The 23793-nt window shown below is 39.9% G+C and carries 15 protein-coding genes and 6 tRNA genes; 9 read left to right on the top strand and 12 right to left on the bottom strand.

Annotation, left to right across the window (positions count from 1 at the left end; all coding sequences use genetic code 11):
• The first annotated feature begins 17 nt into the window (after positions 1 to 17).
• From UABAM_RS28075 to UABAM_RS28085, 3 genes are read left to right on the top strand one after another with little or no spacing between them, the layout of a single operon-like run.
• On the top strand, positions 18 to 1109 hold the full coding sequence (locus tag UABAM_RS28075; protein ID WP_151971312.1) for a protein kinase domain-containing protein: 1092 nt from the start codon (positions 18 to 20) through the stop codon (positions 1107 to 1109).
• Between the two features lie 10 nt (positions 1110 to 1119).
• The gene (locus UABAM_RS28080) at positions 1120 to 2598 is read left to right on the top strand and encodes a YfaP family protein (RefSeq protein ID WP_151971313.1); all 1479 of its coding nucleotides are present in this window, start codon (positions 1120 to 1122) and stop codon (positions 2596 to 2598) included.
• A gap of 3 nt (positions 2599 to 2601) precedes the next feature.
• Entirely contained in the window at positions 2602 to 3996 is a 1395-nt protein-coding gene (locus tag UABAM_RS28085; RefSeq protein WP_151971314.1) for an adenylosuccinate synthetase, read from the top strand.
• Here UABAM_RS28085 and UABAM_RS28090 read toward each other — a convergent pair whose 3' ends face one another.
• Positions 3997 to 4950: an alpha/beta hydrolase gene (locus UABAM_RS28090; protein WP_151971315.1), complete on the bottom strand. Its 954-nt coding sequence runs from the start codon at positions 4948 to 4950 to the stop codon at positions 3997 to 3999. It lies immediately after the preceding gene.
• A gap of 344 nt (positions 4951 to 5294) precedes the next feature.
• A complete protein-coding gene (locus tag UABAM_RS28095) occupies positions 5295 to 6749 on the bottom strand; it encodes an ATP-binding protein (RefSeq protein WP_151971316.1) in 1455 nt (484 codons plus the stop codon).
• A 192-nt stretch (positions 6750 to 6941) separates the two neighbouring features.
• Here UABAM_RS28095 and UABAM_RS28100 point away from each other — a divergent pair, with 192 nt between their 5' ends.
• The gene (locus UABAM_RS28100; protein WP_151971317.1) at positions 6942 to 7283 is read left to right on the top strand and encodes a helix-turn-helix domain-containing protein; all 342 of its coding nucleotides are present in this window, start codon (positions 6942 to 6944) and stop codon (positions 7281 to 7283) included.
• Positions 7284 to 7313: 30 nt separating this feature from the next.
• On the opposite strand, the gene UABAM_RS28105 is transcribed toward UABAM_RS28100, so the two are convergent.
• From UABAM_RS28105 to UABAM_RS28115, 3 genes are all read right to left on the bottom strand, one after another.
• A tRNA-Asn gene (locus UABAM_RS28105) sits at positions 7314 to 7385 on the bottom strand.
• Positions 7386 to 7392: 7 nt separating this feature from the next.
• Positions 7393 to 7465 (bottom strand) — tRNA-Val (locus UABAM_RS28110).
• A 9-nt stretch (positions 7466 to 7474) separates the two neighbouring features.
• Positions 7475 to 7546, bottom strand: a tRNA-Ala gene (locus UABAM_RS28115).
• Between the two features lie 374 nt (positions 7547 to 7920).
• Between UABAM_RS28115 and UABAM_RS28120 the strand changes: the two genes are divergently transcribed.
• Positions 7921 to 8556 (top strand): hypothetical protein, encoded by a 636-nt coding sequence (locus UABAM_RS28120; RefSeq protein ID WP_151971318.1) that lies wholly within the window; start codon positions 7921 to 7923, stop codon positions 8554 to 8556.
• Positions 8557 to 8731: 175 nt separating this feature from the next.
• Here the strand turns inward: UABAM_RS28120 and UABAM_RS28125 are convergent, their stop codons facing one another.
• The 7 genes from UABAM_RS28125 to UABAM_RS28160 all read right to left on the bottom strand — a co-directional run bounded on the left by UABAM_RS28125 (position 8732) and on the right by UABAM_RS28160 (position 17370).
• On the bottom strand, positions 8732 to 10486 hold the full coding sequence (locus UABAM_RS28125; RefSeq protein WP_173013621.1) for a serine/threonine protein kinase: 1755 nt from the start codon (positions 10484 to 10486) through the stop codon (positions 8732 to 8734).
• Positions 10473 to 13187, bottom strand: coding sequence for a serine/threonine-protein kinase (locus UABAM_RS28130; protein ID WP_151971320.1), 2715 nt, complete (start codon positions 13185 to 13187; stop codon positions 10473 to 10475). The genes UABAM_RS28125 and UABAM_RS28130 overlap by 14 nt, the downstream gene beginning before the upstream one ends.
• Positions 13188 to 13774: 587 nt before the next feature.
• A tRNA-Asn gene (locus tag UABAM_RS28140) sits at positions 13775 to 13846 on the bottom strand.
• Positions 13847 to 13850: 4 nt separating this feature from the next.
• Positions 13851 to 13924: transfer RNA gene (locus UABAM_RS28145), tRNA-Val, on the bottom strand.
• Positions 13925 to 13932: 8 nt separating this feature from the next.
• Positions 13933 to 14005 (bottom strand) — tRNA-Ala (locus tag UABAM_RS28150).
• A gap of 73 nt (positions 14006 to 14078) precedes the next feature.
• Complete coding sequence (locus tag UABAM_RS28155; RefSeq protein WP_151971322.1) at positions 14079 to 15062, bottom strand: hypothetical protein; 984 nt, start codon at positions 15060 to 15062, stop codon at positions 14079 to 14081.
• Positions 15013 to 17370, bottom strand: a complete 2358-nt coding sequence (locus tag UABAM_RS28160; RefSeq protein ID WP_151971323.1) for an LPS-assembly protein LptD — start codon at positions 17368 to 17370, stop codon at positions 15013 to 15015. The genes UABAM_RS28155 and UABAM_RS28160 overlap by 50 nt, the downstream gene beginning before the upstream one ends.
• A 179-nt stretch (positions 17371 to 17549) precedes the next feature.
• Here UABAM_RS28160 and UABAM_RS28165 point away from each other — a divergent pair, with 179 nt between their 5' ends.
• From UABAM_RS28165 to modA, 4 genes are read left to right on the top strand one after another with little or no spacing between them, the layout of a single operon-like run.
• Positions 17550 to 20078 carry a VWA domain-containing protein gene (locus UABAM_RS28165; protein WP_151971324.1) on the top strand — a complete coding sequence of 843 codons (2529 nt, stop codon included), beginning with the start codon at positions 17550 to 17552 and terminating at the stop codon, positions 20076 to 20078.
• Complete coding sequence (locus tag UABAM_RS28170; protein WP_151971325.1) at positions 20075 to 22249, top strand: efflux RND transporter permease subunit; 2175 nt, start codon at positions 20075 to 20077, stop codon at positions 22247 to 22249. Before UABAM_RS28165 ends, UABAM_RS28170 begins: the two co-directional genes overlap by 4 nt.
• Positions 22236 to 23072, top strand: coding sequence for a HEAT repeat domain-containing protein (locus UABAM_RS28175; RefSeq protein WP_173013622.1), 837 nt, complete (start codon positions 22236 to 22238; stop codon positions 23070 to 23072). The genes UABAM_RS28170 and UABAM_RS28175 overlap by 14 nt, the downstream gene beginning before the upstream one ends.
• Positions 23072 to 23791 (top strand): molybdate ABC transporter substrate-binding protein, encoded by a 720-nt coding sequence (modA, locus tag UABAM_RS28180; RefSeq protein WP_151971327.1) that lies wholly within the window; start codon positions 23072 to 23074, stop codon positions 23789 to 23791. Before UABAM_RS28175 ends, modA begins: the two co-directional genes overlap by 1 nt.
• Positions 23792 to 23793: the final 2 nt, after the last annotated feature.

Consider the following 23793-nt stretch of genomic DNA (forward strand, 5'->3'; position numbering starts at 1 on the left):
AAGACAGGCAGTAAATTATGATAAATAAAGACCTCGATGACTTATATCAAAAACTAGCACAATGTGTTTGTGCAGAAGATTTATTTATAAAAATAAAGAGTAAAAATGCGGAAACATTCACAAAAAAGATAAAAGAACATTATCGTAAACTGGCAAAAATTGCTCACCCTGATCGCTACCAGGATGCGGAAGAAAAAGAAGTTGCAGAAGAAGCATTTATTGCTCTCAATCGATTATACAATAGTGCATTGCAAAAAATTTCTGATGGGACTTATGGGGATAAAGCGGACGACAGCAGTTCATTCTTTATAGAAACAGCAAAGCGTCCCTATTTTATTGATGAGACCATTGCCGAAGGTGATCTTGCCACAGTCTATGGTGGTCATTGTCGTGGTGGCGAAGATGCCGGGCAAGTTGCCATTAAAGTGGCCGAAGATGCCGAAGACAACGATTTACTAAAATGTGAGCTTCGTATTGTAAAATTGTTACACGCGGAAGCAAGTACCTACAGTAAGCACCTACCCGTTATTTTGGATGAATTTAAAACAACAGAAGGGCAAGTTGGCATTGTGATGCGTAAGATTGATGGCTATGATCTTTATAGCATCCGCGACAAATACCCACAAGGAATCCCGCAAAATCATGTTATTTGGATCTTTCGCCGAGTTCTAAGCATTTTGGGGTATGCACATAGTAAGGGAATCATTCACGGCAATATCGAACCAGCACATATTATGGTACGCCCACACGACCACAATGTGTATCTCATTGATTGGTGCTATGCTATTTATAAACCAGCAACAACAGGGCAAGGCTTTAAATGCCTCAATGAAGACTACAGTGCGCCAGAAGTTAGCGAAAGAAAACCCCCCATACCCGCCAGTGATTTGTACTCACTTGGCAAGTGCATGGTATACTTATTGGGCGGTGATATCAATACCCTAGAAATGCCCGCATCCGTGGACGATAAAATCCAGCGTTTTATCAAATTTTTTTGTCGTAGTAGTCCACTACAACGCGCACAGGATGCGTGGCAAATGTACGGAGAATTAGACCGTTTACGTAAGGAAGTTTTTGGATCTCACAAATTTATAGAATTTATTATGTAGGAGAATTTTTATGGGCGGAGGATACTATAGTCATGATGTCGCAATGGAAGCACGTTCGACGAATCGTGATGTTTTTTCCTATGCTGGTTACTCTACAGATAGCAGTGCTGCCACAGCACGACGCACAGTTCATGTGAAGTTAAATCCGTATCGTCAGATTCGCGAATGTATGAACACAACGCCAATCGTTGTTGCTCTAGACGTGACTCGTTCGCGTGGTGATGATAGCAAGATCATGTATGAAAAACTCCCGATGTTTATTGGTCAGATTGAAATGAAAGGATATGTCGAAGGGGCAGCGATTAGTTTTGCGGCCATTGGCGACGCTTCTTCTGGTGATAGTGCTCCTTTACAAGTAGGACAGTTTGAAGCAGACAACCGTCTGGATGAAGTATTGAGCTATTTTTGGTTGGAAGAAGGCGGCGGTGGATCTGGCCAAGAATCATACGAGTTAGCAGCGTACTATTATGCGCGGCGCTCGGTTTTGGAATGCCAAAAACAAGGCCGTAAAGGCTATTTCTTTTTTATTGGCGATGAAGGATTTTACCCAAAAGTCAGCAAGCAACAAGTGAAGGAAATACTGGGAGTGAATATCAAAGATGATATCGACTCCGCAAAAATTTTTGCAGAACTCCATAAAAAATATCATGTGTTTTTTATATATCCTCAGAAATCATGGCAAGAGCGCAAGGCAGATATCGATGCCGAAATTCAACAGCGAGTAGAAGCGGCTGGCGGGCAGTACAAAAATGTCGATATTCGCGCTTCACTCATTTGGAATAACCGCAATGATTTAGATCTACATGTTATTGCACCTTCTGGAGAAGAGATTTACTATGGACATAAACACTCACGTTGTAATGGGTGGCTGGATGTCGACATGAATGTTCAGGGAGAATCGTTAAAGCCCGTAGAAAACATTCGTTGGGCGAAGGGAAAGGCCCCGAAAGGAAAATATAAAGTATTTGTTCAAAACTACCAATTCCACGGAAAAAAAGCACCAACAGAATTTCGTGTAGAGGTAGAAGTGGCCGGCGAAGTGATGCATTTTGATGGTATCGTATCTCCGAATGGCGAAGTTGGTGGTCGCAGCGATGTTACCGTATATGAATTTGACTTTGATCCTGATAAACCACGTGTTAATGAAGTAAAGGAAGAAGACGAAAGTCTGTACAATAACTATCATGATGATGTGATTATGGATCAATGGAAAAGTGTCCTCTCTCCAGAAAACATCCTACGAATAGAAGACCCACACGCCATTATAGATGTTATGTTGGGCGCATTGAGCATTGTCAGTGGGACAAATGATCTCGATGAGTTTTTAGTTGATATGAAGGGTCGAGGTCAAACCGCACCGCGTATTGAGCAAACAAAAGAAGCATTGCTACAATTAGCGCAAAATAAGAAAGCCCTAGTCAAAGTAGAAGCAAAACTACCCGCAAAAAAATCTGGTAAAAAAAGACGCGGACGTTCAAAAAGATTGTAATGGATGAATAATAAAAACAACTACATTGTTGTTGGTTTGGGTTTTGGTGATGAAGGTAAGGGAACCATCACCGATTATTTAGTTCGTAAGTACAACGTGCAATTTGTGGTTCGCTATAATGGCGGACCACAAGCGGCACACAATGTTGTCACTCCTGACAATCACTGGCATTGTTTTTCACAATTTGGTAGCGGTACAATGGTTCCAGGAGTCAAAACGTACTTATCCCACTTCACAGCGATCAATCCTAGTTTTATTATGGAAGAGTACAAGGCTCTGACGAACAAAGGCTACCACGATGCTCTACAACGCCTGTATATCGACAACAATTGTGTTGTGATTACCCCATACCACATTCATATGAATCGCTTTCTTGAAAGAGTACGTGGCAACGAACGCCATGGTAGTTGTGGCTTAGGAGTTGGCCAAGCTATTTTAGATAGCCGTAATCCACAACTACCAACGATATATGTCAAAGATTTCGCGAATGTTGCCTCATTAAAACGAAAATTAAACCTTCTACGACTAATGAAAGTCGATATTGCCGATCAATATCTAGCCGCCAATGACTGCAACGATGAAACAATGCGTGAATACGAAAATCTCAAATTTGGCTATGACATCGAAAAATTAATAGATACCTATCATTGCTTCACAAAGAGCGGTGTTCATCTCATTGATCATAAAAGTGCCAAAGATCTTCTTAAAAATAAACTGACAATTTATGAAGGTGCACAAGGGGTTTTACTAGACGAAAATTACGGATTCTGGCCTCATGTGACACCTTCCACAACAACCACACAAAATGCTAAATTTCTAATAAATGATTTATCGTCAAACAATCACAAAACCATTGGTGTGCTAAGAGCATTTGCGACCCGTCATGGTGCCGGCCCCTTTGTGAGCGAAGATGATAAACTATCGCAAGAGATAAAAGATGTTTACAATAAATGTAACTTGTGGCAAGGCGCAATGCGCATTGGATGGTTTGATATGGTTGCTACTTGCTATGCACTAAAAGTATGCCCTGTAGATGAACTTGCTTTGACCAATATAGATAGACTAAGTGGTTTTCAGGAAGTAAAGATTTGCATAGCTTATGAAATCGCGCGAAATGAAATCAGTGAAAATGTGGTTGCTAAATTCTGTGACTACTCTCTAGAAGAAAATACATTCCTCATAAAAGAACTAAAGGTCGACAATTTTGATGTCTCTAAAAGACAGCAGCAAAACCTGCTGCTGAAAAAATGTAAGCCCGTATATAAAAACTTTTGCGGTTGGAACGATTTGGATAAAAATTTCGAAATTTTCCGACAATACATTGAAAATGTATTGAAGGTGAAAGTGTCTATCTTATCCCATGGTGCACGCAGCGACCAAAAGTTTTTGTTACTCTAATCATGAAAGCTTTTGGTGATAAAATGCCGCGAGATTTTGCAATAGTCCTTTTGCTTGCCAAACGACGCTTTTATGATTTCCACTAATAGTCCGATAATTAACACCTTCTCCCCAAGCATCCACTAAAGCCTTTGTCGAAGAAGTGGGAATGGCTTTATCTTGATCAGCTCCATAAATAAGCACATCTGATGCTCTATTGGTGTCAACATAATTACAGGGTTCTATGGCTGCCACATATTTTCTGACCGCGTCTTCATCCATTCCCATATCCTTTGCGCAATTACGCAAGTACAGAGGTAATTTGTCTTCCGAATTAAAAATGAGAAGAGTTAAGTCACCACCACCCAAAAAGGAACAAACAGCTTTCGTACGCTCGCTTGTCCCATGCAAAAGACTTGCATACTGCGCTCCAAGGCTAACTCCAAAACAACCGATATGTTTTTCCGTAGCAATTTGATTGACAATACCATGCCCCTCATTCACTGCTTGAAAATAAGTTTGCTCCACCTGTTTAAAACTCAGCTTCGCACTTTTAATACCACTTTTTCTTTTCCCCTTTTTCTTTAGTGCACCTCGTTGCCCCAGAAAAGGAGGAATGACTTCATATGCGGTAATCCCCTGACTGTAGAGAAAAGCACTTACGGCCCGTGCCCCACTATAAGCCCCACTGCGCTGAGGAAATACAAGAACTGCCTTGTCCGATCCCGCATCAAATTTATAGACATGCCCTTTATTATTATCAGGATGCCCCTCAATAACGATAGGAGAATCGAAGGTGTAATGTGTGACTTCTTTTGGGAACTTTGCCCCCAAATAGAAACCAACAAGCTTTTCCATAGCCGTAATTCCTCGTAACCCCACGCTTGTCCAATGACCATGTCCCAGGTTAACAGGAGGAGGAATTTTGATAGTTTTTTTCGTTAGATTTTCAAGAGTGATGTTTGGATTGTACATAGGTCTATATTTTCCACAAAGACAGGGAGAAGCAAAGATAGGATAGTGATTTTCTTTAGTTTAGCAAAACTCAATATAAATTCAAATAAAATTAGGCTAGAACTGAATTGAACCGTTTAAAATTTAGAGGCCCCAGCGTGTCACAAACTGTGTACTTTTCCAAAAAGTGTTATAGCCTGAGTAAACGAAGGAGCACGTAGTATAGCGCACCATGATCGAAAGATACATAGCAGTAATGAACTCCCAGACTACTTCAAAGATATCTGCTCATAATCTGCTCATAATCTGCTCATAATCTACTCATAATCTGCTCATAATCTGCTCATAATCTGCTCATAGTCAACTTACAACATCTTGTAAAAAGTCGCCCGTCCCTTACCCTTCTTAGTAAGAATTTCTTGTTTGCATAATTCATTAAGTTCACGAGTAGAAGTACTTTGAGAAATTTGAAACAATTCTCGATATTCCTTATTAGTAATTCGGCCATATTTTCTAATATAATCTAAGGATTTGATTTGTCTGTTAGTAAGCGAATCGTTTGCTACAGAATTTTCTTTTTCTTCTAACTCGTTTTCTACAACCTCTTGCATAAACTTTTCACTTGGCCCGTAAAAGTACGTTCGTAGCTCTTCTTCTAATTCTTTAAATATAGGCTTCTTAAGTTTATTTTTCTCCATTTCCGTTGCCATCAATTTTAATCCTGTACCTGCTCTTTCTACATAACCCATATCACGAAGAATATGAGCAATTAACGGATTTCGGGGACGACTTCGATGTTCAAATCTTTGAATCTGCTCAAGACTAATTCCAAAAGGTATTGAGCCAGGAGATGAAAACTCTATGCGATCATCAAACATATAAATACAAATACAACCATTTTGAGCATACTCTCTGTGTGCACAACAGTTAGCAATTGCCTCTCGTATTGCTTTAACAGGGTATTCATAATAATCGGTTCTTTTGACACCCCAAACATAACCACCAGTACGCATATTTTTATAAACAAATTCTACTCCCTGATCAATCATGTCGGGAATAGTTCCAATGACATCCTTACGATCAATATATCCCCTAGTGACTTCCGTTCCTCGAAAACGTATGCAAGTCATTTCAGCTTGAGGTAAATATTTTTGTGGATTTCTTCCGAATAACAATAAACCAGCATAGTTAGGTACTAGCTGTCCTTCTTCTTCAATTACGCAATTTAAAGTAACAATAAATTCTTTGATTGTCATGTTGAGACTTCGTTCAGATTTTTCTTTGCGCACTTCAAGATATTTTTTTATTTTACTCTTGTCTAAGTCAGCCCATTTAGCACGAGGTACTGCCATGTTTTCAAAGACAATTGCCCCATGAGCCACAGCTCTTTGGATAAAATCCTCGAAGCTCATAACCATGTTGTGAGATCCACGACGTTTAAGGAACTTACCACCAATATTTGTCACAGTTGGAATTTTGTCATAGACCTCTACAACGATAATAGTTTTTTGTTTGTATTTTACCAACTCAACATAAGTGTAAGCGTTTAATGGTGGTGTACAATCTTTTGCAGCTCCGTGGATTCGATCGATCAATTTTTTATTATTTGTTATGCCTACAATTTTAGGCGGTACCGCACCACCTAAAGGATCTTCCACACCAAAAATTATATATCCACCTTTACTATTAGCCATCGCCGTGAGACACTCTGCAATATCTCGACGTTTTTCTGTTTGAATCTTATACTCTAAATTGATTCCTTCATCGCTTTGGAATAGCTTATCTAACTTTTCTTTTGCAATATTACCTTGAGTTAACATAATTTTCTTTGTCTATTTGAAGATACAGTTTGTGCTTTTATCGTTAGTATTTGTTAAAATAATACGAAGTAAATAAAAACAAAATTTTACTTTCGGCTCGCTAATTTTCGCTAAAAGCGAAAATATACACCTATAGTTTATTCTAACATCTACAAAGATATCTGCAATAAAAAACATATAAAAGAGGTTCAAATGGCTGTAAATTACCAAGAAATCGAAATAAATATTGGAAAAGCTATTAAAAAAGGGTTAGATAAAAATAATTTAACAAGAAAAGCTTTTGCCAAGGTTATGGGAAAGTCACTTTCATTAGTTTCCGAGTGGACGAGAAATGTAAAAACACCTTCTGGTAGAGATATTATCAAAATAGCGATCTATTTGGACATTGTTGAAGATTTGTTTCCTGGGTATGTAAAAAAAGATGAGTTTAAAGTTGCAGAGTCAAGGACACCCTATAATAAAAAAATAAACATAGAAGAACGAGTAGCAACTTTAGAGAAAAAAATTGAAAAACTAGAACAATATTTGAATTAAAAATTGAGAATTATATCTGTAATACAATAACTGTCCAGGTAGGATTCGAACCTACGACCACTTGGTTAACAGCCAAACGCTCTACCACTGAGCTACTGGACATAATAAATGAAGATGATAGGGCTTGAACCTATGACCTCTTGCGTGTAAGGCAAGCGCTCTCCCGGCTGAGCTACACCTTCTTTAAACTATGGAGATGACAGGGGTCGAACCTGCGGCCTCCTGCATGCAAAACAGGCGCTCTCCCGATAGAGTGCATCCCCGTTTTTAACTTTCTGTAATGAAGATCGCATTCCTTTGTGGAAAACTTGCATCAAAATAAAATTTTGCATGTAATTTGATATTGTGATCGCTTCCCATGTGTTATATAACTTACAAAAGATCAAAACAGCTTTCCGTAATATTGTTAGTCAGGGGAGTATTTAAAATCGATACGATGAAAGATTTTCCATTCATAAAATAGAAATTGTTTTTTACTTTTGGAAATTACAGTGAATGCAAGTAATATGGCAGTAGTATTTGTGGGTTAAGAAAAGCTTTTGCTTAATCTATGATTATAGATTAATTAGAGTCAAAATATTTTGACTTTCACCAAAATCACATTCCGCAACCTTATTTTATAAAAATGGATATATAAATGAAAAAAATGATATTTTTTGTAGTAGTTTTGTTATTTTGTTTTTTACAAGGTCAGGAAAAAGAAAAAGATATATTGTCGACCTACGATGAAAAAAATCTGACCAATATTGCCTACAAAGCTCTGAAAACTGGCAATTTAAAAACGATTGAAAAGTTGGTAATGGATGAAGATAAATATGCCGCTTTACCAGGAACAAAAGAAAGACTAGCGGGCAAAAGTCAAGAAGAAATACAAGAAATGCTAACGGCAGTATCTCTTCGTGCAAAACAAAAATTAAAAACGTCTTTTCATGTAATAAGAAAGATAATGGATAAACTAAAGTTCGACTGGAAAAATGCAAAAGTTATCGCTGTATATGTAGAAAAACCAAGAGAAAACTTGAAAGAAACTGCATGGATTGATTACCAAGTTACAGATAAGAGAGTACGACTCGACATAAACTACACTATTGAATCTATGGGAAATTATGTGCGAATCAAACTTGATGATACATTTCTGATTGAAGGGAAAAGATATTTGGGGAGTGGATACCGTCTGTTATCATACAAAGCTAAAGAACCTACGAATGAGATAAAAAACCTCATCATTAGATATCACTTGAATGGTGGATTTATACATATTCCCGAAAAATGATGACAAGGTGTATATTGATTTACCAAGCGATGTTTATAATCCACTGCTGTTTTTCTCCATGTCCGCAATTCTATTTGCAAAGTTAGACATTTAGTAGTCAAAGTCTAACTTTGCCTCAAAGAAATTTTGCGTCGCGAAATTTAATACTCATACGAGTATGATTCAACTCTCACAGTTATCTATTCTCTGCTTGTTTTAACCACTCATAAGGAACTTGGGTTTTTTTATATAGAAGGCTTTGTTTTCCTTCTTCATCGCGAATGTCTTTCACTAACTTCAAAGACTCTATGGCACGTAAGCGTCCCAAGGCCCAAATGATTTCTTGTTTTTCCTGAGTCCTTTTGTCCCCGCGTCGTTTATGCAACGAAGCAACAAGGTGTTCCACCACACTTTTATTCTGGTAGACACTATAACGATCACCTAATTTACCTAATGCTTTCACAGCAATAAGACGTTGCCATGGATGAGAAGAATCGACATATGCCAAAAGATTGGGTACAGAATGTTCGCTTTTTAAACGCAAAATTTCATCGATATATTCATTGACCATCATGGATGTTTTTGGGGCTTTTTGTAGTCCATTCATGATTTCATTTATGCGCTGTACATGTTTGTTTTTTAGATGGTTGCGACGCTCATTTAGCTTTTTAAGAAGCTTATTTCCTTGTACTTCATCAAAAGATAAACAACGGCGAAAAAAAAACTCACTGAGAACATAATCATCTACCGTCATGGCCAACAAACCGATTTGTTTTTCTACAGTGAATAAACGCTCTTTTAGATTTTTATTATGAGGTAAGAATGTCAGTGCTTGATTTAACGATTGATGTACACGCATAAACGCTGCCAAAGATTGACTTACCCTTGCGTGGAGTATTTGCGGCTCTAGTTTTTGAGCATGGATCTCTTCCAAATTCGCTACACCGACCTCAAGGGCGTTGGCTTCTTCTATAATTTTTTTTGCTTGCTGGCGTTTTTCATGGTAATTGTGATGAGAAATCCAGGTGATAATGGCAATGGTAACCAATATAGTACAAATAAAACCAATGATTGTTTTGTGGTGTACCTTCGCGATACGTGTCATAACTTGTTTTATGCCTGTCGCAGGAGCTTCTACGGGCTCACCTCGTGTATAGCGCAGCAAATCTTCCACCATTGCTGCGGCACTTAAATAGCGCATTTCTTTAGATTTCTCTAGTGCTTTCAGGCAGATACTCTGCAAATCATCTGCTATTTGCGGATTGATTTTACGTGGTATTGGTGGCGGCATATCCACTATTTTTGTCACTAGTTCGGGTAGAGTTTGTCCTTCAAAAGGCAAACGATCTGTCAACATACGAAATAAAATGACTCCCAGAGCGTACACATCACTTCTCTCATCAATTAAGCGTTTCTTTCCTTGTGCTTGTTCTGGGGACATGTAATGCGGAGTACCAATGGCATTGCCCGTACGCGAAAGTTTGCGATCTTCTCCCACCAAACGCGCCAGTCCAAAATCCATAAGAACCACTTTACCTTGTTTTGTCAACATTATATTACCGGGTTTGAGATCACGATGAATAATTCCCTCGCTGTGAGCATAGTGAATGGCATCGCCTACGGCAACGAGAATTTCAATTTTGCGCTGCAAATTCAGTTTTTGTTCACTAAGCGCTTTTTCCAAATCCATACCATCTATCAATTCCATTGTGAGATAATGTAAATGGTTGTCGATCCCCGTATCGTAAATCTGGATAATATTTGGATGACTCATACGTGCCATTGCCGTTGCTTCGAGTTGAAAGCGTTCGCTGTTACCACAATGAAGTGTCTTGAGAGCTACTTTGCGATGAATTAACATATCGAGTGCCAAGTAAACATCCCCCATCCCACCACGTCCCAGTGTGTCGATAATTTGATAGCGCCCAGCAATCACTTTATTTTTGCTCATTTTTTTGCATTCCTTGTATGAGACGTAACACATGATTTAGTTGTACTTTTGCATATCCATATCCAGGTTGTAACTGTAAAGCTGTTTCATAGTCGCTACGTGCCGCATGTAATTTATTGAGCGATTGTTGAAAAAAACCTCGTCTTACGAAAAGTCGTGCTGCCTGCGGATTCAATTTGATCGCTTGCGACATATCTTTTACAGCTAGGTCGCGCTTGTTCATTGCCCAGTAAATACCTGCGCGAACGTCGTAGCAATTGGGAACTCTCCCTTTACATACTTCGATGGCTTTGTTGATATCTTGTAATGCTTTTTGCAAATTCCCTTTTGCTTTCCACGCCATACCTCGCGAACGATAAGCCCCTTCCCATTTCTTATTTCTCTTTAAATATTCGTTATAGTCGGAGATGGCTTGATCATAATTTTCCAACTTAGCGTGCATAATTCCGCGATTGTAGTGTACTTGTACCCACTCGGTGTCCCATTTTTTTCGTTTTCTATTACCATTTTCCCCCCACTGTTTTTTTTCGGCAACAAGCTTTTCGTATACGCGGTCGGCGTATTGAATTCCCGTCTTGTAATCTCTTTTACAGTAGTAACATAATGCGACAGATAATAATACCGGATTGCGCGTATAATCGGCATAGTTAGGGTCTAAGGTATAGCATTTCAAATACGCTGCAATCGCTTTATCGTACTTTTGTTGTTGATCTGCCGCTAAAGCTATTCGATACCAATCTCCCGCTGTTTTTTGTTTGCTGGTATTTTGTATGAAGGGAATCCAATTAAAAGGTATTTGCGTTTCAATCCACAATCCTGAGTAAGTACCAAAAGATTGCCGCGCATCATAGACAAGCTTGTGGGAAGCGGGTTGTTTGAGCCGTCCGAGAGCCCATATTAATTGAAATATTTCTTGAGGAGAAAGCTTGCTGTGACCTTTCAATTGCGTAAGGAGAATTTCACCAATGCTTTTACCATCTACTTCGGCGGAACGACTTGCCAAACGGCCTAAAACTTCGATACAAAAGATCCTTACCGATTTATTTTTTGGCTTCAGATTGGAGACTAGCTTCTTTTTGATATGGCCGATAGGCATCATAATCACCTGAGTTAGGTACTCATCGTATATTTCTGGAGTAAGTTGTTTTGTGCTGATTTCCCGAAGGTATTGTTCTAACCTAGTTGTGTTGTATTTTTGCTTATCCTTTTTTGTCTTGATGACTTGTTCTTTGAGTTTTTGTGCATCTTGTTGATATCCTAATTCAAGCAATTTTCCAATGGCCGTATTTGTCAAAGAGTCGTTTTCAATGTACATAGATTTTATGGCTATTTTGATATACAAATCACGATATTCGTTTTCAAATATTCCGCCGTGGATTGTTCTCGCTTTCTCAATATCCAAAATACACTGTAGATTGGCAAGAATATCTGTTTCTAACTTCTTTTTGATATGTCGCGGTAAAAACGAAGCATGCTCATTTACAATTTCTTGCCAGGTTTTTACAGGAACCACTTTCGCAAGTTTATTGTGAATATTCGTTTTAATGTGGGAAAATTTATTCGACTCTGCGATTCTTTGCCATACAACAGTGGCAGCAATTAAGCAAAAAATACTAAGGATGACTCCCACAAAAAAAGCCATTTTTTTCTTATAGCGCATCCAAACACTACGCATATAGTACATATTTTTGGAACGTAGAGGATCTCCACGTAAAAATCGCGCTAGATCATCACCAAACTCGGCGGCCGAAGAGTAGCGTAAACTTTTGTCTTTCTCTAAAGCTTTTCCAATAATACGCGATAACCCCTGTGGAATGCGCGATGAAATTTTATGGGCAAGAATGGGCTGTCGATGCAGTATTTGCTCAGCAACCTGAGAAATAGAATTGCCAGCAAACGGTAAGCGACCTGTCAATAACTGATACAAGATCACTCCCAAAGCATACGTGTCCGATTGTGCGTCAATATGATCCAATTGACCATGCACTTGTTCCGGAGCCATGTAATACAGCGTACCTATCATCGCTCCGGTTTGTGAAAGTTTACTCTGATCGCGCGTTGTTTTTGCCAATCCAAAATCCATCACCTTGGGTTCTGAGTTTTCGATCATGATATTTGCAGGTTTTAAATCGCGATGTACAATTCCCTGACGATGGACAAAATGCATCGCTTGGGCAACTTTTTCGACAATACTTACGATTTTACGTACTGATAAATTTGATAATTTATCTAAAGGTTTTCCTTCTATGTATTCCATGGTAAAAAAGTATTTGTCTTCATGCTTACCAAAATCAATCAAGCGAACGATATTTGGATGCTTCAAGTCAGCGACGATGCGAACCTCTTGAATAAAGCGTGCGACATCTTCCGTATCACTCGCGCGCAAAACCTTTAAAGCGACAATTCTTTTCAAGACCATATCTTGCGCCTTGTAAACAATGCCCATCCCACCTTCTCCTAACTGTGACATAATCCGATAGCGTTGTCCCCACCTGTCCACTAGAGAATGGCATACTTCTCGTATCTGTGCCATATTCATCATTCCACTTTGAATCATGCACTGTGCCAGAGAAATTTGCGTATGTGTTTTGCACATAGTTTTTTGTAATTGCAATGCTTGGCTCAACTGTTGTGTAGAGATCATCCTAAGAGCTACTGCCTTGTGCCCCAATTGCATGTCAAATTTTGTATTTTGATACATTATTTCACCATTGTTTCTACATTTGAAAGATAACCAACCATCATAGTTTTATAAATATCTCAAATCTACGATACTACATTTTTCTCGTGGACCAATTCATTTCGCATCAGAAAGTGTCGTCAATTAAAATTGTCGTGATTGTAGCTGTAGTATGCAATTATAGCATTTTACAAAGTGTAGAAACAATACGAGTTAGTAAAATTTTAGCGATGCGCTAATCATTACCATAGGAGCTAGAATGAGTGTCAATTCTGATTTGCCCGATTACCGCGGCCAAAACGGGTTGTGGAACGTTTGGGGAAATTTGGAATTGGTAAAACCGCGTGCTTTTGTAGAGAATGTAGAAGAAGCTTAGTGGACGAGAAATGTAAAAACACCTTCTGGTGGAGATATTATTAAAATAGCGCTTTATTTAGATATTGTAGAGGACTTGTTTCCTGGGTATGTCAAAAAAGAAGAGTTTAAAGTTGCAGAGTCAGTAACACCTTATAATCAAAAAATAAACATAGAAAAACGAGTAGCAACTTTAGAGAAAAAAGTTAAAAGACTCGAACAGCATTTGAACACTTGAAGTTGTAATGAAATAACTGTCCAGGTAGGATTTGAACCTACGACCACTTGGTTAACAGCCAAACGCTCTACCGCTGAGCTACTGGACATAAATGAAGGTGATAGGGTTTGAACCTATGACCTCTTGCGTGTAAGGCAAGCGCTCTCCCCGACTGAGCTACACCTTCTTTGGTTATGGAGATGACAGGGGTCGAACCTGCGGCCTCCTGCATGCAAAACAGGCGCTCTCCCGGCTGAGCTACATCCCCATTTTTTGCTTTCTGTAATGAAGATCGCATTCCTTTATGGAAAACTTTCATCAAAATAAATTTTTTTGGAAATTCATAGGTAATTGCATAGTCGTTGTTGGAAGCCTGCCAAGCCAAAACCTGAGCCGTTGAATATAAGTAGTGCGGGGGACTGTGCGGTGGAAACGCCTTTTGCGGTTAGAAAGTGCTTAGCAGAGTATACAGGATCTACTAATAAGCCTGTTATGCGTGCGATGGTTTTTACTTCGCTTAGCACAGTTGCATTTACGGCCCCAAAGGATTTTGCGGTGGGTGGGTCGTGAAATATGATACTGTTTTCGTCAATAGTACATGAAAGTTTATCTTTGATGTGCTCTGTGTGTTTTTGTAGTAAATTTAGATATTCCTGCCTATTGCCAGCGATCATGGTTATGTGAAACTTGCGTTCGTTGTGTCCTTGTGCGGCAAAGCCTAAAATCATGGCGATAGAAGTCATGCCGGTACCGCTATCGATGAAAATATCGCGAAAGTATAGCTCATGGTCTTTTTCGTTTTGCACTATGTCAAATGCCAGAGTCATGGCTCCCCATAATGCGCTGTAGTGGTTGCCACCTTCGGGTAGTACTAAAGTGCGTTCGTTTTTCTTAGAGTATGCCGCGGCCATTTTTTCGACTTGTGGCCAGTCGTGGCGTTCAATCCATTGTATGTTTTTCTCATCACATAGTAAGCGTAACCATAGGGCATTTCCGCGCGGTTGTGGATTGTTTTGTTTTAGCAAAAATGGTGTGGCGGTGATATTGTTTTCGTTGAGTAATTGTAGGATGCCTACGACATTGTTGGAGTTTTCACCACCGATCACCACTACCTCGTCGTAGTTTTTTTGTACAAAGGGTATGATACTCGCATATTTGCGGTACTTGGAGCCTACGATCGTGGCGCTTAGTTCATCTTCGCGTTTTACATAGGTGCTTTCACGGTAGTTGTGGATGGCGTGAATACGCGTATGTAAGTGTAGAGGAAGAAGATTGTTAGCGATATATGTTGGTAAAGTCGCGTCTGTTGCGTACAAATTGCCCACCACCACTTCCAAAATCCATGGGTAGAATAGAGAAACTGACACCCGCTTCGTTGTCTACGTTGTCAAATTCAATGGAGACATCGAAGGCAAAACGGTGAAATATACGGCGTATGGTAAAATTACTTTCGCGTAGAAATGCATCACCGCCGGGTTCGAGTTGTTGTGAAAATTCGAATCCCCATTTTTCATTGAAGTCATTGCGTATTCGGTAGGTGGCGATGAAATTTTGGTCGCGTTGGTAGCGACAGTCTAGACTTAAAAATAGGTTATCTAATGGTTGCGAAATGAGTGTGGAAGATAGAAGATCTAAACCGTCTTCCTGGAAATTGTATTCGGCGTTTCCGATTAGGCGTAGATCGCGACGTATATTCCATACAATGTCGATTTCCAAGTTGGACAATTGATCGCGAAAACCACCATTTTCTTCTGGTAGGTAAGAAAGTTCTAGTTCTAAGAGAAAAAAGTCATCACTTAGGCCGTCGCGTACCGTGCGAAAGCGATTTATGAGGCGTAGGGTCACTTGTTGTAAGTCATCCACTTCTTCTACGGCGTTAAACGGAATCAGTTCGTCGGAGTCTATCGAGGTACGCAAAAACTCGTAGCGGACTTGTGGGGTGAATACATGCAATAGCTGGTTTATGTCTAACAGGCTATTACTTACATAGAATAATCGATAGAAGTTGGTTGACGTTTCTAGTCCAGTGGAGAATACACCACGTGTTTCATTAAAGTTATCGATACTTTTTTCAAAATAGGTACTGCGTCCTTCGATAAAGGGCACGAATTGAATTCCGCCTACGGATATTTTGTAGTTTATTGTGTGTAGCCAGTCGAAGCGCACGATGCGTTCTCCATCGAATTCCGAACGATTTTCTTCATCGTCTTCACGACGGACATTGGCTAGTTCGACATCGGTGCTGTAGTACATTGCCCCGCCCCATTTATCTAGAAATAGCGGTTGCTTAATTAAACGATATGTTCCGCGTGGCAAGAATACGATTTGGTTTTGAAAGTCGTTTAGGTTAGCACTAGCTAAAAATGTCACACCTTGATTTTTCCACACTTTTTTTAGGTGCGCGTAGGTCTCTTGCTCTTTTTCTTCGCGGGCTTCTACCTCAAAGAAATCAAAGAGCAATTCTTCGTCAGAAATACGCGAGAGTTCTATGTCGAGATACCAATCGTTGGGTAAATTATGCCGGTGCTGCCAATAAAAGCGATGCAAAAATTCAAATGTGGCCTCTTCTTCGTCTAAGGGATCACCATCAAGTGTCGTACCTAGTTGCTCAAGGGGTTGGTCGTGAACAAAGTAGGCTTTGAAGAATCCGAGATACGCGTCTCCCTCGTAGGTGAATCCGGGTCCCACGCCAAATCCACGTTCTTGGTAAACATCAAGGTTTAAGTCCCAATTCATCTGTTGTATAACACCTTGTTTATTGTTATACAATTCTCCGCCCCACAGGGTGAGAACGTGAGTACCAAAACGCGAGGCACTTCCCACGTTTACATTGCGTAGTGGAAAGTCTTCGAGAGAACGTCCGGCAATATGCGGAATGTAAAATATCGGCGTGTTTTGCGCGTATAGCGTGTTGTGCTCCGAAACGACATAGGAATCGTTGTTGTTCTTATCTTTGTACATCTCAAGGTGGTTTACCGAAAAATGATAATGTGGTTCCCCGAATTGACACGTGGAGACATCGGCTTCATCAGCTTCAATATGATTTTTGGAGTGAATGCGTAGTTTGGAAGCGCGTAGAAATAGAGGTGTATTTTCGCGTGTACCACGCACAACACTTTTTGTAAGCACACCGGTTTGCTTGCTGGTATCGAAAAACATTGCTTCCGAGCGCAAAGTTTTATTTCCCCAGAAAAAATGTACGTTACCTTCGGCATAAATCAATGCATTTTTCACTTGCACTTTTTTATCATCTCCGCCAACAGGTGTTATTTTTCCTGGAAACCAAATGACGGCTGTCTCACTGTATAGCTCTAGTACAGTTTTATCTTTTTCAGGCTTTTGTTTCTGTTGTATTTTTTGCTGTGGTTGTTGCGGTTTTTCCTTTTGCCATAGGTGTACCCCTTCCGTGAGTATCCATACATTTTTACCTCGATACTCTTGCATTTCCACAGCCCCAAAATCCATATTCAACGGTAATTTTTCAGGATTTATGCTAGCGCGTTCTCCTAGAAGCTCGACCAAGCGATCGGTTTTTTTTGTCTGCTTTGACTTTTTTTGCAAATCCTGGGCGATAGACTGCTGTTGTCCATAAACAAAAGTCAGAAGAACGAATACAAAGAAGATGTTTTTCATAAAAGCCTTGATTTCTAGCGGTGTTTTAGTTTAAAGTTGTGAAACTACACCAAGTGCAAACGCTCACATATCATAATGACTAAAAAACTTGTGTAAATCGACATACAAGTTTTGAAGAGTATTTTATTAGATGACTTCTCTTAAGTCAAACTCCTCATAATAATTTTAGAGATTTTACCATGGAATTTTTGCAGCCCACTCTTTTTATTTTATTGCTTCCACCACTAATTATCTTTCTATACAAGGTCTTCACCAAGTCTCGGGAAATAGGATTATTTTTGTGGTTGTTTTCTGCGATATTTCTCGTTGCGGCCATTGCGATGCCCATCGTCAAGTTTCAAAAAGTTCAACATCACACCATTGTTTGTTGCATCGATACTTCGCGTAGTATTTCTCAAAAAGAAATGCAAGAGTTTCTCGCATCACCACTGCACAAGGAGTGGGTGAAGGCAAAAAAAAATAAAATATATTTTCTATTGTTTGGCGATAAGTTGTCTATACAGAAAAAACTCCCGCAAAAAATCACCCTTGCGGCACACTCTGTTCTCGAAGAGGCGCTTCAAGGTGCGATTGCCATTATCGCCAAAAATAAAATGCCAGGTAAAGTTGTGGTGTTTAGCGATGGTTCACAACAACAAATATCTCCGCAGACTATTGCGCAGTATAAAACGCGCAAAATCCCTATTTTTTTCCAAGCACCTCCTGCACGCCAGTCAGAATTCTATTTTGATAAACTTACCACAGCGGCACAGATTTATCCACATCAACGTCCACAGTTTACTCTAAGCTATCGTAGCAATTTTGCAGGCAACATTCGGCTAAAGATATTAGCGAATGGTGACCCCTACATCATGAGAACTCTACCCGTTGACAAAGGTGAAAATGTCGTTAATTTTTCGGGAAGTCCGCTCAAGTCAGGTCACTACTTTTTCCAAGCAACCGTTGAGGCAAACGATCGCCCGGAAAACAACTATGGCTCTGCAGCGACTACGGTAATCAAACAACCCAAGGTCGTTATCATCGGTCAGCAAGACAATAACTATCTTTCGCAAGTTTTGGAGTTTTACAATATAAAAACCGCGACAGCGTTTGCCGCCAACGAGCAATACGACGCGGTAATTGTCATCAACCGCAATAAAATGGCAGAAAAGAACAAGCGTATTTTGCAAAACTACCTCGAAAAAGGTGGGAGTGTTCTGTGGATGGGGCAAGGCAGCGCGGGGTGGCTTCCCGGCGATTATGTTCCCAAACAAAAAGAAGATCCTCCCAAAACACAAAAGCCACCGCAGCAAAAGAAAAAACCGCTAAATGACAACAAAAAACCACGTAAAGTTACCGCGCGAAAAGCGGCGTTTGTCTTTATTATTGACCGCTCAGAAAGTATGAAAGGCGAAAAATTACAGCTCGCACAGCGTTCGGCACTCGAAACAATTTCGCGCTTGTGGGTAAAGGATAGTATTGGTGTCATTGCTTTTGATGTCGAACCAGACTGGGTAATTCCTCTCGGACCCATTATCGATTTTGCGTGGGCAGAAAAACGTCTTAGTCAAATATCCACCCAAGGCGGAGGAACTATTATCCGGTCTGCTCTCGGTATGGCATTTGCCAAACTACGTCGCACACCAGCTCACATCAAACACATTATACTTCTAACAGACGGTTTTGGCGATGTATTGTCACGTGGTACCATTGTCAATATGGTCAATGAAATGAACAACAGTAACATTACAATCTCCACCATTGGTGTCGGGGAGGTTCTCGATGAGCCGCTTCTTGCTGCCGTCGCTCATGAAGGGGGAGGGGAGTTCTATATAACAGAAGATCATTTAAATATTCGTGCGCTCGTCATCAAAGATGTCGATCGTATTTTGAAAATTCGTGGCCCCATTCCCAAAGAAGAAGTACAGCCCAAACAAAATAAAATAAAAATCCCTTCCATACCAGACTTTAAGGAAACACCAGAACCAAAGCCCAACGATGGCAATAAGAAATTCTATGCAGTGGTCAAAACCGCCGCAACGCAATTGCTCGCCAAATTTAAAGAGTTCCCAGTGATAGATAAGTATAGCGACTATACACCGCGGCCGGGTAGCAAGGTCGAATTGATGACCAAAGAGAGTAAAGCTCCTATTTTATTGCAATGGAGCTGGAAATCAGGTCGCGTCTTACAATGGACTGGGGAATATAAAACGTGGCAAGACTGGAAAAAATATCCGCAATTCTATAGTACACTTGTCTACCACTTATTGGCGAAAAATGTCGACGCACCACAGGCATTGTTGGAAGTACAACAAATCAAGGATAACAAGGGCGAACTTCTCTTGACAGTAACACCACCACAAAATTACCAAATCGATACTCCACATAAATTTTTGCAGATATCTCCGGTGAAATGGCAAGCTTCGATTGTGGGAAAATCCACACCACAAAAGGTACAGGTTCTGGTAAAAAACCAGGAAAAAATTGTCGCGCGTGCGACCACTACTTTTGCCTTGCCCTATCACAAAGAATATCGTCATCTTGAAATAAACAACAAATTATTGCAGTCGCTAGCAACACAAACAGGTGGTAAATCCCTGACAAATAGTTATAATGAAATTTTTACTCCCAGCTCTGTTGAAGACAACTACCCGTTACAAAATACATTTTTGTGGTGTAGTTTATTTTCGATATTTTTACTTATTTTTTTCGCGATGAGAAAATTATGAACAAAAAAATAGCATTGGCCGTATTTCTTTTACAAATCATTACCATTATATGCTTTGTTTCTCCCGCAATTTCGGTGAAACAAAACAACTCCGTAGCCACTTTCATGGTAAACTCCGTCGTAGCCAAACAAAACGATCACACATTTGCCCAAAACTTTCCACGAGACGAAACTACGGTTCTTTGTATCGAACTCAATGAAATCAATCGAGAAAACATTGTTGTTGCCGAGGAGATCATCGAGCAACTTGTCAGTGAACCAGGAGTTGTCCGTCACCACTCTTTTTTACTCGACACTCCACCTTCTTTGCAGTTTCAAATCGACGAACAAATCGGTTGGCAAAAGAGTTCAGAGGAACTTATTTTTCCATTTATTAAACAAAATTTTTATACCGCACTCGTCGTATTTGAGCACGACAATGATCGTCAACAAAACGCCATTGGCAACATCATTCACAAAATACCATTTTTTATTCGCCACTACGCACAAATTTCGAATATACACTTTGCCGGTGAACCGGTGGTGAGCTACCACCTTGGATTGAGTTCCCTAGAAGTCAAAACCAAATTTTTTCCTACTCTCATCGTATTTTGCTCCTTGGTGATGTTTTGGGTTTTTCGCAGCATAGGCGTTTTGATTGCGTGGTTACTTGCCATTGTCAATGCACTAGTGGTATCTATGGGGATTTTTGGTTTAATGGGGAATAGTTTAAATCTCATCACCAATTTAATTCCGGTACTGATTTTTGTCTTATCAACGGCCATGCACATGCACATCCTCCTTAGTTTGACGTATTTCGAGGACTACATATCGGGACTTAAGGAAAAACTTATCCCCAATTTTCTCGTCGCATTAACCACATCTATTGGCTTTGGATCTTTGATGGTGTCCAATGTAAAACCAATCTATCTCTTGGGAAAATATACATCTATTTCGGTATGGATTATTTTTGCAACTTGCTATATAACCCATCTTGGTTTTTCATTGTTATTTGGTTTAAATCTCTACAAAAAAAAGATCCACGGCAAAGGACTGCCGCAGGATAAAATATTTATTTTAGGGAAATTAAATGGAGGGTGGTTGCTCGTTCCCATAGCGATGATCGCACTCGGAGTAGTCACTGTTGTCTATAACTCTTCCGAGTCCAACGGGCTTAAATATTTTCCTCAACACCACACGATACGCGAAAACTCGGCGTATATTCAAAAAAATATAACGGGGAGCAGTGGTATCGAAATTTTGATTCCCAAACCGCAAGGAAAATTTCTTGAAGAAAATTTCTACCGTCAAGTCGCCTTATTCGAGCAACAGCTCAAGGCTTTAGAGCATATACGCCATACCATCAGTTTAAATCAATACCTCAGATTTGCCACAAAGTCCACCATTGGTTTTTCAGAGTATGAAGAGGAAGATCTCACCATTGCAAGTAGCACAACACTGGAGACCATGCAAAAACAACTCCAGGAAAATAGCCCACATATTTTTACACATTTTGTTAGCGAGAATTATTATCGCATACAGATACTGTGTAATGCCATAGGTAGTGAGCATTTTCATCAGTTGAAGTCTAAAATCAATGCGCTGTATGCCCAGCAAAAGTTTCATAAAGATTTCATCTTTACTGGTACGCTCGATCAGGTAATACAAATACAAATGTACTTACTACAATCGATGGGCGAGAGTTTGTTTTTTACGGTATTGTTTTCTCTCATTTTAATGACTCTCTTTTTGAAAAATATACATGTCATTTATCTCGCCATTATTCCAAACCTTTTTCCCATTGCGTGTATGGCTTGTGCACTAAAAGTTTTTGATTTCCCGACGACCATTGGAACGGTAATGGTATTCTCAATTGCTTTTGGTATTGCCGTAGACAGCACCATACATTTGTTTCACTCTTTTTACCGTTTACAACAACCAGGGTTTGCGAAAAAATGGTCGTACAGTTTGGCGATGAACATCAGTGCTATTTGGATCACATCATTCATCTTGTTCGGTGCTTTTTTACTCATCGGTTTACTCTCATCTTTTTTACCAACAACCCAATTTGGTCTTTTGTTGGCGGTGGGAATGATCAGCGCGTGGTTTGGCGATGTGTCCTTTCTTCCCATCAGTTTGCGACTTTACACACAAGGACTTTTCGGCAAGGAGAAGAACAATGAAGCGTCATAAAGTGCTTACCACTCTTCTAGGACTATTGTTAACTTGTTGTGATAGTTCTAACACCGAGGATATGTGGAAACGCTATGCAAACGCAAGTCTCAACCCCGGTAACTATCACAGTGATGCACATTACTTGGTGCGCAGTAGGACTCTGTTAAGCGATAAAATTTCTTCGCAAGCTTTGCAAGCTTTGGCCAAAGATTCTTCGTGGTATGTGCGCAGTAAAGTCGCACAGCATGAAAAGACAACACCGCAAATTTTGGCTCTTTTGGCAAAAGACGAACAGTTACAAGTACGTAGAGCTGTTGCCCAAAACGGCAACACTTCCCCAGAGGTTCTAGTAGAACTAGCGAAAGACCCTCAGTGGCAAGTACGCTTTGCCGTAGCGGATAATGACAACGTACCGGTGTCTATTTTACATGAATGGTGTACCTCACCTTCACACTTTACCAAAAAAGAATTGTTCTACCGACTGGCACATCATTACGATACATTTCGCAAACTACGCGACCTCTTAGATAACAAGAATGAAACCGCGATCGCCGAGAAAATGTGTTCAGAAGTTGCACGTTACACATGTGCTCACCCAGAGATCCTCCGCGATTTATCCAAGCATCCTAATTATGAAGTTCGCTTACAAGTTGCCCAAAATAGTAGTACTCCGGCGGATTGTCTACAAGACCTCGCAAAAGACGAAGATGAGTCAGTACGCTCGGAAGTTATTTACAACTCAAGCACCACCAAAGAAATATTAGAAGCGATGATTGCCACAGAGGAAGACGAAGACATCAAAGAAGAAGCGCAAGACATGCTCGATGAAAAGGAAGAATAATGTGCCGCCGTCCTTTTTATTTGCTAGTTACACTTATGGTAATATTGGGGTGTAATTCACAAAACACACCCCAAATCACCATTGCCTGCGCCGCAAATTTTTTCCCAACGCTGCGCAAAATTAGTCGTGATTTTGCACAACACCACCAAGTAAAGGTCAACAACGTCATGGGCGCCTCGGGAAATCTCTATGCACAAATTGAGTCGGGTGCTCCCTATGACATTTTTTTTTCCGCAGATTGCCACTACCCTCAAAAAATCAACAACAATAGTAATGTTCCTGTAGCTTATGTTACTGGTAAGTTAGTTTTGTGGACAAACATGGACCTAGAAGTACACCAGGGAATTTCTCTACTCACCACAAAAAAAATCCAAACCATCGCCATTGCCAACCCGCAATACGCTCCTTACGGACAAAAAAGTAAAGAAATGCTGATGTTCTACAAAGTATGGGATAAAATTCACTCCAAACTCGTTTTTGGCAAAAATGTGGGACAGACCTTTCAGTTCGCACAAACCGGAAATGCCGATATAGCTATTGTGCCGCTATCTCTAGCAAAGAAAAGTGGACAATACTGGCAAATTCCCCCTCGTAGTTATACACCAATTACGCAATGCTACATAGTGCTCAACAACAATGCCCTGAGCAAAAAATTTTTATCTTTCTTTCACAAATCTCATCATACCATCAAAAAAGATGGCTATGACATTCCGAAATAGAG

The sequence above is a fragment of the Candidatus Uabimicrobium amorphum genome (assembly GCF_009002475.1).
Taxonomy (GTDB): domain Bacteria; phylum Planctomycetota; class Uabimicrobiia; order Uabimicrobiales; family Uabimicrobiaceae; genus Uabimicrobium; species Uabimicrobium amorphum.